We start from the raw sequence: 13,797 nt of genomic DNA, 5'->3' as shown, positions 1-13,797 counted from the left end.
ATGAACCAGCCCATCCAACCGGTGGCGCTCGCCTTCGCGATCGCTGCCGCGTGCTCGTACGCCAATGAAACGCCGCTGCTCGACGAAGTCGTCGTCTCCGGCTCGCGCGAAGCGGCGCCGCTAAAAGAAACCGCCGCCGCGATCGGCAAGGTCGACGCCAAAACCATCGCCGACACCAAGCCGACGTCGATCAGCCAGCTGCTCGACACCGTACCCGGCGTGCTGATGCCCGATCTCGGTAACGAGCAGCACAGCATGGCGATCCGCCAGCCGATTTCGACCCGGCCCTTGTATCAATATCTCGAAGACGGCATCCCGATCCGCCCGGTGGGCGTGTTCAACCACAACGCCACCTACGAAATCAACCTGGACGGCGAGGACAGCGTCGAGGTGATGCGCGGCCCGGCGTCCAGCCTGTACGGCAGCAACGCCGTCGGCGGCGCGGTCAATTTCATCAGTCGCGCGCCCAGCAGTACGCCTGGTGGCGACATCGCCTTGCGCGGCTCGAACCAGGGTTACAGCCGCATCGACGCCGGCATTACCGGCGGCAACGACGTGCTCGCCAGCCGGCTGACCGCGTACCGCAGCTGGCAGCGCGACGGCTGGCAGGACTACAGCGACGCCGACAAAACCTCGGCGACGCTGCGCAGCGACCTGACGCTGTCGGATACGGCGTATCTGAAAACGCTGTTCAGTTACAACAAGCTCGATACCGACATGCCGGGCAGCCTGAATCCGTCCGATTACAACAACCGCCCCGGCTACAGTTACCAGACCTTCACCTACCGCAACGTCGAGGCGATGCGCGCCTATGCGCAGCTGATTGGCAACTGGAACGACGGTGGCGAAACCACAGCCAGCGTCTACTGGCGCCACAACAACACCGATCAATTGCCGAGCTATCTGATCTTCAACACCGGCCCAAGCACCGCGTCGGGGCGAACCACCGAGAACTTCTTCAGCTCGGTTGGCGTCGATGCGCGGCACCGGCAGGATTGGGGGCCGTTGCGGCTGATCGGCGGCGTCACCTTGGAAGAAAGCCCCAATGATCAGGGCGAGTGGAATCTGGCGGTGCAGCGCGATCCGGCCAGCGGCCGCTATCTGGGCTACCAGCAGACAACGCGGCGGCGCGATTACCACGTCGACCTGCGCAACGCCGCGCTCTATGGCGAGGCGCAGTGGGCGATCAATACCGCGTGGCGCGCAACCGCCGGGCTGCGCTGGGACCGCGTCGGCTACGATTATCGCAACAACCTGACGCCGAGCGCGACCACCGGCGCGGCCAGCCAGGCGCAGGATTTTTCTCATGCCTCGCCCAAGCTCGGGCTGACGTGGCAGATGAGCGAGGCGCTCAGCAGCTACGCCAGCTACAGCCAGGGCTTCACGCCGCCCGAGGTCGGCCAGTTGTTCTCGTCGCTGGCGGTGCCCGACCTGAAGCCGGCGACGTACGACAACGTCGAGATCGGCGTGCGCGCGCAGCTACCGTACAAGACCGCGCTCGAGCTGGCGCTGTACCAGCTCGACGGCGAGGACGAGATCGTCAATTTCAGCAGCCAGCCGGGCCGCTCCGAGCCGCGCAATGCCGGCAGCACGCGGCATCGCGGCATCGAGCTTGGCTTGTCGGGCGCTGTGGCCGAGGCGTGGCAATGGCGGCTGTCGGGCAGCTACGCCCAGCACGAGTACCGCGATTATCAGGCGACGCCGGCGTTGAACTTCGCCGGCAAGACCATGGCGCAGGCGCCGAACTGGTTCGGCAATGCCGCGCTGGCATGGCTGCCGTTTGAAAAGGCGCGGCTCGCGCTCGAAGTCCAGTATGTCGGCCCGTACTGGATGAACGACGCCAATACGGTGCGTTACGACGGTCACACGCTGCTGAATCTGCGCGCCAACTGGGGTTTTCATCGCGGCTGGGAGGCGTGGGCGAGCGTGATCAACCTGGGCGACAAGCGTTACGCCGAATCGGCGTCGTCGACGTACAGCGGCGTCGGCGTGTACAGCCCGAACGCGCAGGACACCTACACGCCGGGCGCACCGCGCACCGCGCTCATCGGGGTGCGCTACGCCTTCGGCGGCGAGGTGGCGAAATGAGCGGCGGCTTCTTCCGCTACCTGCGCCGGCGCCGGCCGAAACCGGTGACGCCACCGTACCGGCAAACGGGCTTCGTCGCGCTGCCGGTACTCAAGACCGGGCGGCTCGTCGCGGTGCTGACGCGCTGGCACCGGCTGCTGGCGCTGCCGGCCGGTGTCGCGGTGCTGCTGTGGGGGCTGACCGGGGTGATGCATCCGATCATGTCGGCCTTGTCGCCGCAAGCGCAGCGGCCGACGCCGGCCGCGCCGCTGCCGGCCGGGCTCAAACCGGTGGTGCCAGCCTTGACTGGCCCGGCGCGCGAGCTGCGACTGACGACATTTGCCGGCCGCCCCGCGTGGCAGTGGCTCGCGCTCGACGGGGCGCAGCGACATTGGGCCGATGCACAAACCGGCCGCGAGATCGTCGATGCCGACCGGATCGAAGCCGAGCGGCTGGCGCGCGCCTTTGCCGGCGATTCGTCCAGCCCCATCACGCGGATCACGCCGATCACCGCCTTCGGCGGCGATTACCCGGCGATGAACAAGATCCTGCCGGTGTGGCGGGTCGAGTTCGACCGGGGTGATGGCCTGACGGCGTTTGTCGATACCGGTGAGGCGCGGCTGTCGACCTTGACCAATGACAGCAAGCGGGTGCTGATGGGCGCTTTCGTGCTGTTGCACAGCTGGGCGTGGGCGAGCGAGCCGCTGCGTCTAGCCGGCATCACCACCTTGCTCGGTTGTGGCCTGCTGACCGTGCTCGGCGGGCTGGCGCTGTGGCTGAGCCGTCGACGCGCCGGGACGCTGAAACCCGGACAGCAGCGGCTGCGGCGCTGGCACCGTGGCCTCGGTGTTGCCGTGGGCATCGCCGGGGTGATGCTGATAGTCAGCGGGCTGGTACATCTGTACTTCGCCCGTGCCCCATCACCAACCCCGGCGGCACCGGTGCCGGGGGTAATGCCGCCATTGGCCGAGGTGCCCGACGGCGTGGCGAGATTGAGCGCCGTCAATGTCGGCGGCCGGGGCCTGTGGTTGGCCGCGCCGGCGGGGGGCGCAAGGCCGACGGCCGAGCATCAGCACCATCAGGCCGATGCCGCGAGCACGCTGCCACGCTACTGGGACGGTGCGAACTGGACCGATGTTGACGTAGCGCAGCGGCATGCGCGGGAACTGGCACAGCGGGCTGGCGCGCCGAGCGATGCGGCGGCTACCATCTCCCTGGTGACGCAGTTCGGCGGCGAGTACGGTTTTTTCCAGAAGCGCCTGCCGGTTTACCGCGTCGACTATGCCGTGCCGGGGAAGCCGGCCTATTACCTTGAGCCGGCGACCGGTGCGTTCTCGGTTCGCATCGACAACCGCGACCGACTGGAAGGATACGTGTTCGCCTACTTGCATAAATGGCACTGGCTCGACGGGCTGGGCAAGACCGCGCGGGATCTCATCCTGGCCGGCTTTGCCGCCGCCAATGTCGCCGCCGCGGCACTCGGGCTGACGCTGTGGTGGCGCCGCCGCGACGCCCGCAGGCGCTAGCCGTGCAACTGCGCTATGCCATGCTGGTTTCGTTCGCCGCGCACGCCGGTGTCGTGGCGTTCGGTTCCGGCTGGCTGGCGCATTCGGTACCGCCGCAGCCTTCGCCGGCAATGCCGCTGACAGTGGTGCTGCTCGCTGCGCCGGCGGCGGTGCCTGCACTGGAGGCACCGGCCGCAGCAGTGGCGGTGCGGCTTAGCGCGGCTCCGAAACAGGGCAAGCCGGCGGCGGCACCGAAGGCCAGCTTGCCAGCGCCGCAGCGCCAGCCGGTCTTGGCGCTGGCACCGTCAGTATCGCGGCCCGCACCGACTGTTCCGGCTGAAACCAAGCCGGTCGAGCCTGTGGTCGCGGATACCGCACCGCCGGCAGTGGTCAAGCCAGACGGCGCACGCGCACACGTTGCGGAGGGCGGCGGCGAGGCGCCGAGTGCACCGCCAAGCTGGCCCGGCTATCTGGCCAATCCCGAGCCGGAAATGCCGCTGGCGTCGCGCCAGCGCGGCGAAGTGGGCAAGGTCGTGCTCAAGGTCAGGGTCGGGCGCGATGGCAAGCCGCTGGCGGTCGAGGTGCAGCGCAGCAGCGGCTTTGGCCGGCTCGACGAGGCCGCACGCAAGACCGTGGCCGAGCGCTGGCATTTCATCGCCGCCAGGCGCGGCGATACGCCGGTCGAGGCCGACGTGCATGTGCCGATCGTGTTCCGGCTGAAAGACTAGCCGGATTCAGTCGAGCAGGCGCTTACGGCGCAGCTCGTCGTTGACGAGCTCGCTGATCCGCGGCGCCAGCTGTGCTTCCAGTTCGTTCGCGATGTCGCTGCCGAGTTTGTGCAGCAGGTCGGTGTAGACGGTGTTCATCACCGTCGCCATCTGCTGCTTGACCCGCTGTTCGACTTCCAGTGCGATATCGATCGCCAGATGGGCACCGACGGCGGCGGTGATTTCGGAGATGGCGCCGGCGTCGATCTGCAGGGGCGCTGATGGCTGCGGGGCATCAACGAATGCTTCCGCAGCTGGCGCCGCCGCCGATTCGAGCTTCGGCATTTCGACGGCGGATACGTCGCCAGCGTCGAGCGCATCCAGATCGATAATCCAGATGTCGTCGACCTCGTCAGCCGGGCTGGACAGCGTGTTGGGGCGCCAGCTTGCATGGCTGATCGCGGTCAGCGGTGCGACACCGATCTCATCGGGCGGCGTGGTGATGGCGGCAAGCACTGGCGTGATTGCGCTTGCCTCGACGATCTCGGCCGGCACCTCATCCGGCTGGGCATCGAGCGCTTCATCACTGCCGTGCCAGACCAGGGTGTGTCGTGCCGGGGACTGTATGCCGGTGCTTGTATTTGCAGCAGCATCACCCGCGACAACCCCGGCTTCGGCTTCCTGTTCGATCTTGAGTGGATCGGCATCAGCAAACACATCCATCGTTGCCGCATCAAATTCGATTGCTTCGGCCACTTCGATCGCATCAGACTTGGCGACTTCAGCGACTTCAGCGACTTCAGCGACTTCAGCGACTTCAGCGACTTCAGCGACTTCAGCGACTTCAGCGACTTCAGCGACTTCAGCGACTTCAGCGACTTCAGCGACTTCAGCGACTTCAGCGACTTCAGCGACTTCAGCGACTTCAGCGACTTCAGCGACTTCAGCGACTTCAGCGACTTCAGCGACTTCAGCGACTTCAGCGACTTCAGCGACTTCAGCGACTTCAGCGACTTCAGCGACTTCAGCGACTTCAGCGACTTCAGCGACTTCAGCGACTTCAGCGACTTCAGCGACTTCAGCGACTTCAGCGACTTCAGCGACTTCAGCGACTTCAGCGACTTCAGCGACTTCAGCGACTTCAGCGACTTCAGCGACTTCAGCGACTTCAGCGACTTCAGCGACTTCAGCGACTTCAGCGACTTCGTGGCTTGCTTCGGCAATGTCCCAGTCGAGCGTGATCGGGGTGGTGATGTTGATGGGGTCGTCACTGCCTTCGGGGAGCGGCGGCAACCAGTTCTCGTCCACCGTTTCCGGATAAGGCGAGATCAGCGCATCCAGATCAAGCAGCGGCAGATCGAGGAATTCACCCGGCGCCGGGCTGGCCGGGCTGGGTAAAGGGGCCACTGCCGGCGGCGCGCTGGGTGTCGGCGGCGGCATCAGGAACTCATCCGGATGAAACATCAGCGCCGGATCAGTGGCTTCGTCGGTGAGCACCGGAATATCGTCGATCTCGGTGGTCAGTACCGGAATATCATCGCCGCGCAGCGGTTCGCCGCGGTGACGGGCCAGCAGTGCATCCATCTTGTCGAGCAGCGGGCTGATGCTATCGGGATTGCTCATGGGCGGGCGGCCAATTCGAGAAGGTCGATGGAGTCGGGCGTGATGCCGTGTGCCTGATAAGCACGCCAGCGCGTGCGCGCCGCGGCACGGGCTTCGTCGGACTGATCGACGATCTCGATCACCCGGGCATAGCGGTCGAGCCCGGCGGGCACGCCGTCGGTCCAGTTGAACAGCGCGTCGCGCACCGGCATTTTCTCGACGCGGTAATCGACGATCACCGGGGTGCGTGCGGCATCGGGATGGTCGGCGGCGCAATGCGGTATGAAGCCGGTTTGCGGCAGCTCCCACAACAGCCGGTCGAGCGCATACGCGGCCGATTCACTCTCCGCGAGCACATTGATCGTCAGTTTTTGCGTCATCGCCTTGCCGACGAGCTGGCACAGCGCCTGCTCGCGGCTTTTGACATTGAAGTAGAACGTGACCTGCGCCACGGGCGCCATGCTTAGTTCTTACCTTTTTTCTCGACGCGTTGGCGCAGGAACTCGACCAGCAGCGGCACCGGTCGTCCGGTTGCACCCTTGGCTGCGCCGGATTTCCATGCCGTGCCGGCGATATCGAGGTGAGCCCAGCGGTAGTCCTTGGTAAAGCGCGACAGAAAGGCTGCGGCGGTGATCGAGCCGGCCGGGCGACCGCCGATATTGGCCATGTCGGCAAAATTGGACTTCAGCTGATCCTGGTATTCATCCCACACCGGCAGGCGCCAGGCCTTGTCGCCGGTCTGCTGGCCAGCGGCGTACAGCGCGTCGGCGAGGTCGTCGTCATTGGCAAACAGCCCGGTGGTGACGTGGCCGAGCGCGATGATGCAGGCACCGGTCAGCGTGGCGATGTCGACGACGACATCCGGGTCGAACTTGGCGACGTAGGACAGCGCGTCGCACAGGATCAGCCGGCCTTCGGCGTCGGTGTTCAGTACTTCGATCGTCTGGCCCGACATCGAACGGACGATGTCGCCAGGCTTGACCGCGTTGCCGGCCGGCATGTTTTCGCAGGTCGGGATCACCCCGATCACGTTGACCGGCAGCGCCAGCTCGCACACCGCGCGCAGCGTGCCGAGCACGGTGGCGGCGCCGCACATGTCGTACTTCATTTCATCCATGCCCTCGCCGGGCTTGAGCGAAATGCCGCCCGAATCGAAGGTGATGCCCTTGCCGACCAGCACCGCCGGCTTGGCGGCTTTCTTGCCGTCGCCAGCGCCGTGGTATTCGAGCACGATCAGCTTCGGCGGCTGGGTCGAGCCCTTGGCGACCGACAGCAGCGAGCCCATGCCGAGCGCGGCCATATCGGCCTCTTCCAGCACGGTCAGCTTCAGCGCGAAACGCTCGGCCAGATGCGCGGCCTCTTCGGCCAGCCGCGTCGGTGTGCAGATATTGCCGGGCAGGTTGCCCAGATCACGGGTCAGATTCATGCCATGGCCGACGGCGAGGCCGCGGGCCAGGCCTTCCTCGGCGGCCTTCAGTTCGCCTTTTTTCGTCAGCAGCAGCGTGATGCTGATCAGCGCTGGCGCGGGTTCCGGCTCGGACTTGAACTGGGTGAAGCGATAGGATTCCAGGATGATCGCCTGCGTGATCGCGGCGACGGCGTCCTCTGCATCAATCCCTTTCAGCGGCGGCAGCGCGATCGTGACGCTGGCCGATTTGCCGGCGATCAGCGTGCGCGCGAGTGCGTCAAATGCCTTGCGCAGCGATGCCGGGCTCACGTCCTTGCCAAGCTGTAGCAACACCACCTTTTGTGGTGCGCCATCGATCGGCAGATAGCCGCTCAGTACCGTGCCAGCCTTGTCGCTGAAGTCTGCGCCCGCGATGAGCGTGGACAGCCAGCCACTGGCGCGCTCATCGAGCTTGGCAAGGGCTGCTGGGAGTTTGATCCCGGAAAGCGGCAGCACCAGGCAGTCGGCGGCGGCTTTTTCGGGGGCGGTAAGATTGATGCTAAACTCCATGGCAGATCTCCATTGGTGTCGCGGTATGGGGCTGCCGCAGTGGCAGTCTGAGCGTGTCGGGGCAAGGTAGCTTGCCCGCTCGAACAGCATCGGACCAAGTGGGCGGCGCGCAAGTGAACTAAAACACTAGCGGCGCCGGCAAGATCGCCCGATTATTTCCCAGCCCCCCTTATAAGTCAAAAACGCGGATGCTGTTCAGACGAAGCCTGATTCACGAAATGTCCTGGGTAGCGATCGCCGTTTTTTCGGTGTTGCTGCTTGTCGTCATGACCACGCAGGTCGTCAAGCTGCTCGGCCAGGCGACGCTTGGCGTGCTCGGTAGCGGCGCGGTCTGGGTGCTGATGGGCTTTACCTCGTTGCGTTATCTGCCGATGTTGATGTCGCTGATGTTGTTCATCGCCATTCTCTCGACCATGACACGACTATGGAAAGACAACGAGATGGTGATCTGGTTCGCCAGCGGTCGCTCGATCAAGAGTTTCATCCGGCCGGTACTCGAGTTCGCCATCCCCATCGTGTTGCTGATTGCCGCGCTGTCGTTGTTTGCCTGGCCGTGGGCACAGCGCGAAAGCCGTGATTTTCGCGAGAAATCGGCCCAGCGCCAGGAAGTCTCGCAAGTTGCACCCGGGGTATTCCGTGAATCGGCCGCGGCGGACCGGATCTATTTCGTCGAACATTTCGTTGCCGACACCGGGCGGGGCAAGAACGTGTTCGCGCAGCTGCGCGGCAAGAACGGCAAGCTCACGGTTGTTGTTGCCAACGAGGGCGGGCTGTTTCTCGATCAGCACGGCGAGCGTTGGCTGTGGCTCGGCAAGGGCCATGCCTATACCGGCGTGCCGGGAACGGCTGCGTACGAAACCACCGAGTTCGAGCGTGCGCAGCTCAAGGTCGAAACGCACGATAAACCGGTATCCAGCCCGAGCACGCAGGCCAAAAGCACCATGGAGCTTCTTGGCAGCAGTAGTCCCGAGGAGCAGGGCGAACTGGCCTGGCGGATTGCGCTGCCGATCTCGGCGCTGATCATGGCGATGTGCGCGATTCCGTTCGCGTTTTTCAATCCGCGCGGCGGCCGGGCGCTGAACCTGCTCGGGGCGGTGTTCGTGTATTTCCTGTATTACAACTTCATCAATATCGGTCAGGCATGGATTGCCGACGGCAAGATTCCCGTCATGGTCGGCATGTGGCCGATTCATGGCGCGGCGCTGGCGATGATGTTTCTGCTCTATCGTTGGCGAGGGCATGCGCGATGATGAAGTTGCTGTCGCGTTACCTGCTGAAAGAACTGACGCTGTTCGTGCTGTTCACGCTGGTCGGTCTGCTGGCGCTGTACATGTTTTTCGACGTGATCGCGCAGTTCTCGCAGCTTGGCAAGGGCGGTTACCGGGTGATCGATGCGCTGATTTACGTCGCGCTGCAAATTCCCGGCAATGCGTATGAATTGATGCCGATCGCGGTGCTGATCGGCAGCATCTTTGCGCTCTCCAATCTCAACGGCAATTCCGAGCTGACGGTGATGCGCGCCGCCGGTGTATCGGTGCAGCGATTGCTGCTGTGGCTGGTCGGTATTGGTGTGGCGTATAGCGCGTTTACCGTGGTGCTCGGTGAGTACGTTGCGCCGGTGACCATGCGCATGGCCAGCCAATACCGGCTGGCGGCGACCAAACAGATGATCGCCGGGGATTTTCACTCGGGTGTCTGGGTCAAGGATGGCCGGCAGATCGTCAATATCGCCGAAATGCTGCCGGATCTCTCGGTGCAGCGCGTGCGCATCTACGAGTTCAGCGAGCAGCGCACGCTGGACCGCATCGTCGATGGCGTGCAGGGGCGCTACAAAGGCAATGGCGTATGGACGCTGGCGCCTGCGCTGCAAACAAGCTTTCTGCCGGCATCGGGCGGAGTTGTACTCAAGAACGAGGCGCTCTTCGACTGGGCTACGCAGATCACCCCCGAGATGCTTGCGGTGCTGCTGGTTGAACCCGCGCAGATGTCGGCGCGCGCGCTGATGCGTTATATCGATCACCTTGAAGTCAACGGCCAGAAAACCCAGCGTTACCAGTTGGCGTTGTGGGGCAAGCTCTTCTATCCGCTCGCCTGTCTGTCGATGGTGGTGATTGCCTTGCCGTTCTCGCAAACGCAGCGGCGTAGCGCCAATGTCGGCGTGAAACTTTTCATCGGTATTCTCACCGGCGTCACTTTCCACTTCTTCAACCGCCTCGTGGTGTATCTGGGCGAGCTGCAGAACTGGCCGGCGCCGGCCGTGGTATCCATTCCCACGCTGACCTTTATGGGCGCGGCGCTGTGGTTGCTGTGGCGCCAGGAAAAACGTTAAGCCCCTTTTCGCTTCGGAGATTCACATGCATGTGCTTTTGACCGGTGGTGCCGGCTATATCGGCTCGCATACCTATGTCGAGTTGATTGCCGCCGGCTTCAAGCCGGTGATTCTCGATAACTTCTACAACGCCAAGCCGGCGGTGCTGGAGCGGCTGGAAACGATCACCGGTACGCAGATCGAATGGATCAAGGCCGATGTGCGCGATCGCGCTGCGCTCGACGAGGTATTCAAGCGCTTTGACGTTTCGGCGGTGATCCACTTCGCCGGGCTCAAGGCCGTGGGCGAATCGGTAGAAAAGCCGCTTGAGTACTACGACAACAACGTCGTTGGCACCTTGTGCCTGCTGGAAGCGATGCGCGCCGCCGGGGTGAAAAAGCTGGTGTTCTCCAGCTCGGCCACCGTGTACGGCGATCCGCAGACGGTGCCGATTCGCGAGGATTTCCCGCTGTCGGCGACCAATCCGTACGGGCGCTCCAAACTGATGGTCGAGGAGATGCTGCGCGATCTGTACAAAGCCGACTCAAGCTGGGATCTGGCGCTGCTGCGTTATTTCAACCCGGTCGGTGCGCACGAGTCCGGGCTGATCGGCGAAGATCCGCAGGGCATTCCAAACAACCTGATGCCTTTTGTGGCTCAGGTGGCCGTTGGCAAGCGTGAACAACTGTCGGTGTTTGGCAATGACTACCCGACGCCCGACGGCACCGGCGTGCGCGACTATATCCACGTCGTCGATCTGGCGTGCGGCCATGTCAAGGCGCTGCAAAAGCTGGCAAAGAATCCGGGTCTCGTGACCGTCAATCTGGGTACCGGTCAGGGTTATTCGGTGCTCGACATGGTCAAGGCGTTTGAGGCCGCTTCGGGCAAACCGGTGCCATATCAGCTGGTCGCGCGTCGTCCCGGCGATATCGCCGCCTGCTATGCCGACCCGGCATCGGCGCGCGAGCAGCTCGGCTGGGTGGCCGAGAAGGGCTTGAAAGAAATGTGCGAAGACGGCTGGCGCTGGCAAAGTCAGAACCCGAACGGCTACGGCGACTGAAACCTGCCCGACTGCCCGACTGCCCGACTGCCCGACTGCCCGACTGGCCGACTGGCCGACTGGCCGGCTGCGCCTGCGCATTTTGACGTCGTCCGGTGCTCGAAATCCTCATGGACTCCATGTCCATTCCGGTTCACCCCAAGGGTGCTTCCTGCGGGGCGTCTGCGCTCCGGGCGGCGCCAAACTGCTTTGGCTCGCTCGCCCATTCGAGCAGGTTGACGCTGGTGGTGCGGTGTTATTTCCTGCCGGCTGGCGGACTGCGCGGCTAGAATGACCACAACAATGACTTCGCCCGCGCTTTGCGCGGGCTTTTCGCTTGCATGGCCCTCGACGCTCGCCTGAAAGGCAATATCTTCGCCCTGTACCTGGTTCAGGGCCTCAACTATCTGGTCTCGCTGGTTACGTTTCCGTTTCTGGCGCGCACGCTGGGCGCCGACGGCTTCGGCGTCCAGTCGTACGCGTTCGCCGTCGTTCAGTACGGCGTGCTGCTGACCGACTTCGGCTTCAATCTGTCGGCCACCCGCGAAGTGGCGATCGCCCGTGGCGATACCGCCGCGATCGCACGGGTGTTCTGGCGCACCAACGTCGCCAAGGCGATGCTGATGCTGGTGTCGTGTACCTCGCTGGCGGTAGCGATCGGCACCGTGCCGGATTGGCAGCAGCACGCGCCGGTGTTCTGGCTCTCGCTCTTGTACGTGGTTTCCAGCGTGTTCTTCCCGATCTGGTATTTCCAAGGTCTTGAACTGATGCGCGCGGCATCCTTGCTCACCGTCGCCGGTCGCGTCGTCGTGCTCGGGGCGCTGCTACTGATGGTGCGCGGGCCCGATGACGTGTCGACCGCTGTGGTGCTGCAGGCCTTGCCGGCCTTTGTCGCCGGTGCCTACTGGTGGATCACCGGTCACGGTGCGCCCCGGCCGGCATGGGTGGCGCCGACGCGTTCGGACATCTTCGCTTCGCTCAGGGCCGGCTGGCCGCTGTTCCTGTCGGCGCTGTCGACCAATCTCTATACGACCAGCACCGCGGTGTTGCTCGGCTGGTTCGCCAGTCCGGCACAGGTCGGCTATTTTGCCGCCGCCAACAAGCTCACCTACACGGTGCAGGGCTTGATCGGCCCGCTGGTGCAGGCGACGTATCCGCGCATCGCCCAGCTCGCCAGTCACGATAAACCGGCGGCAGTGGCACTGATCGGCAAGGCGTTCAAGATGCAGGGCCTCGCCGGGCTTGGTTTGACCCTGGTGTTGATGGTCGGCGCGCCGTGGATCGTGCCGCTGCTGCTCGGCAAGGGCATGCTCGGCAGCGTTGAAACGCTGATCTGGCTGGCGCCGGTGGTGCTGCTCGGCGCGTTGTCCTACGTGTACGGCCTGCAAAGCCTGCTGCCTTTCGGCGATGAGCGTTATTACAGCAAGGTGCTGGTGGCCGCCGGCGTGATCAACGTCGCGCTCTTGCTCTGGCTGCTGCCCGGTCGTGGCGCGGTGGCCGCGGCGCAGATTGTCGTGGCGGTCGAAGTGCTGATTCTGGCTGCGTTCTGGTGGCGTGCGCGGGTGCATTTGCGGAGCAGGGCATGAGTCCGCTCGTCACTATCATCCTGCCTTGCTACAACGCCGCCGCCTTGCTGCCCGATACGCTGGCGTCGCTTTCCACGCAGACGTTTGCCGATTTCGAGTGCATCGCCATCGACGATGGCTCGTCGGATGCGACGCGTGCGCTGCTGGATGCGCACGCGGCGATCGACCCGCGCTTCAGCATCGTCAGCCGCGAAAACCGTGGGCTGATTGCGACCTTGAACGAGGCGATTGCCTTGTCGCGTGGCGAATGGATCGCGCGCATGGACGCCGACGATATTGCCCACCCCGAGCGCCTTGGCCGGCAGCTAGCCGCACTGCAGGCGTCGGGCGCCGACGTCTGCGGCGTGGGCGTGCGCTTCTTCGGCGAGCGTGACGGACTCTGGCTACCGCCAACCAGCGATGCGGCCATCAAGGCTGCGTTGCTGTTCAACCCGCCGTTCGCCCATCCCGGTGCCATGGTCAGGGCGAGCGTGTTCAAGCAGCATGGCTACGATAGTGCGGCGAGCCATGCCGAGGACTACGCGCTGTGGTGCGCGCTGGCCAAGGGCGGCGCCCGTTTCGTTGGTATCGCCGCGCCGCTGCTCGACTACCGGATTCATCCCGGCCAGATCACCCAGACCAAGACCGCCGCGATGGCGCAGACCGCCGCCGCAGTGCGGCTCGATTACGCGCGCCACGCCTTGCCGGCCGACTGGGCCGATGCGGATAAGGTCCGCTTTGCCGAGCTCGCCGCTTCCGATCGCGCGCTCGATCGCAGCGACTGGTTCACCTTTACCGCCTGGCTGGTGACCTTGGCGCAGGCCGATCCGGCCACGCGCGATGCGTTCACCACGGTCTGGCTCGATGCGCTGATCCGCACCAGGGGCGTGGACTGGCGCTGCAAAAAGCGCTTTTCCGCCTTGTCGCGCGCCTTGCCGCCGCCGGCCGAAGAGCGCGGCAAATGGCAGCGCCAGCGTGTGCGCGTGCTCGCCGGCGATGCCGTTTACGGCCTGATCAAGCGGCTGCGAGTGCGGGCATGAGGCTGCA

Annotated in this window: 11 protein-coding genes; 8 read left to right on the top strand and 3 right to left on the bottom strand. The window is 64.5% G+C overall.

The annotated features are described in order from the left end of the window. Genes JLC71_RS10925 through JLC71_RS10920 form a run of 3 tightly spaced genes read left to right on the top strand, consistent with a single transcriptional unit; the run spans position 1 to position 4,300 of the window. The gene (locus JLC71_RS10925; RefSeq protein ID WP_200915446.1) at positions 1-2,088 is read left to right on the top strand and encodes a TonB-dependent receptor; all 2,088 of its coding nucleotides are present in this window, start codon (positions 1-3) and stop codon (positions 2,086-2,088) included. Next, positions 2,085-3,593: a PepSY domain-containing protein gene (locus JLC71_RS16490; protein ID WP_236250871.1), complete on the top strand. Its 1,509-nt coding sequence runs from the start codon at positions 2,085-2,087 to the stop codon at positions 3,591-3,593. The genes JLC71_RS10925 and JLC71_RS16490 overlap by 4 nt, the downstream gene beginning before the upstream one ends. Before the next feature lie 2 nt (positions 3,594-3,595). Next, entirely contained in the window at positions 3,596-4,300 is a 705-nt protein-coding gene (locus JLC71_RS10920; protein ID WP_236250870.1) for an energy transducer TonB, read from the top strand. A gap of 6 nt (positions 4,301-4,306) precedes the next feature. Here the strand turns inward: JLC71_RS10920 and JLC71_RS10915 are convergent, their stop codons facing one another. From JLC71_RS10915 to JLC71_RS10905, 3 genes are read right to left on the bottom strand one after another with little or no spacing between them, the layout of a single operon-like run. Beyond that, positions 4,307-5,902, bottom strand: coding sequence for a hypothetical protein (locus JLC71_RS10915; protein ID WP_200915444.1), 1,596 nt, complete (start codon positions 5,900-5,902; stop codon positions 4,307-4,309). Beyond that, entirely contained in the window at positions 5,899-6,342 is a 444-nt protein-coding gene (locus JLC71_RS10910; RefSeq protein ID WP_200915443.1) for a DNA polymerase III subunit chi, read from the bottom strand. Before JLC71_RS10910 ends, JLC71_RS10915 begins: the two co-directional genes overlap by 4 nt. A 2-nt stretch (positions 6,343-6,344) precedes the next feature. Then, a complete protein-coding gene (locus JLC71_RS10905; protein WP_200915442.1) occupies positions 6,345-7,838 on the bottom strand; it encodes a leucyl aminopeptidase in 1,494 nt (497 codons plus the stop codon). Positions 7,839-8,026: 188 nt separating this feature from the next. Between JLC71_RS10905 and lptF the strand changes: the two genes are divergently transcribed. The 5 genes from lptF to JLC71_RS10880 all read left to right on the top strand — a co-directional run bounded on the left by lptF (position 8,027) and on the right by JLC71_RS10880 (position 13,790). Then, positions 8,027-9,088 carry an LPS export ABC transporter permease LptF gene (gene lptF, locus JLC71_RS10900; RefSeq protein ID WP_374757597.1) on the top strand — a complete coding sequence of 354 codons (1,062 nt, stop codon included), beginning with the start codon at positions 8,027-8,029 and terminating at the stop codon, positions 9,086-9,088. Further along, positions 9,085-10,167 (top strand): LPS export ABC transporter permease LptG, encoded by a 1,083-nt coding sequence (gene lptG, locus JLC71_RS10895; RefSeq protein WP_200915440.1) that lies wholly within the window; start codon positions 9,085-9,087, stop codon positions 10,165-10,167. Before lptF ends, lptG begins: the two co-directional genes overlap by 4 nt. A gap of 25 nt (positions 10,168-10,192) precedes the next feature. Continuing rightward, positions 10,193-11,206 carry a UDP-glucose 4-epimerase GalE gene (galE, locus tag JLC71_RS10890; RefSeq protein WP_200915439.1) on the top strand — a complete coding sequence of 338 codons (1,014 nt, stop codon included), beginning with the start codon at positions 10,193-10,195 and terminating at the stop codon, positions 11,204-11,206. 320 nt (positions 11,207-11,526) lie between these two features. Continuing rightward, entirely contained in the window at positions 11,527-12,771 is a 1,245-nt protein-coding gene (locus JLC71_RS10885) for a flippase (protein ID WP_200915438.1), read from the top strand. After that, a complete protein-coding gene (locus JLC71_RS10880) occupies positions 12,768-13,790 on the top strand; it encodes a glycosyltransferase family 2 protein (protein WP_200915437.1) in 1,023 nt (340 codons plus the stop codon). Before JLC71_RS10885 ends, JLC71_RS10880 begins: the two co-directional genes overlap by 4 nt. Positions 13,791-13,797 lie beyond the last annotated feature (7 nt).

This window comes from Jeongeupia sp. HS-3, from assembly GCF_015140455.1.
In the GTDB taxonomy this organism is placed as follows: Bacteria; Pseudomonadota; Gammaproteobacteria; order Burkholderiales; family Chitinibacteraceae; genus Jeongeupia.
This window is presented reverse-complemented; position numbering and strand designations above follow the sequence as displayed.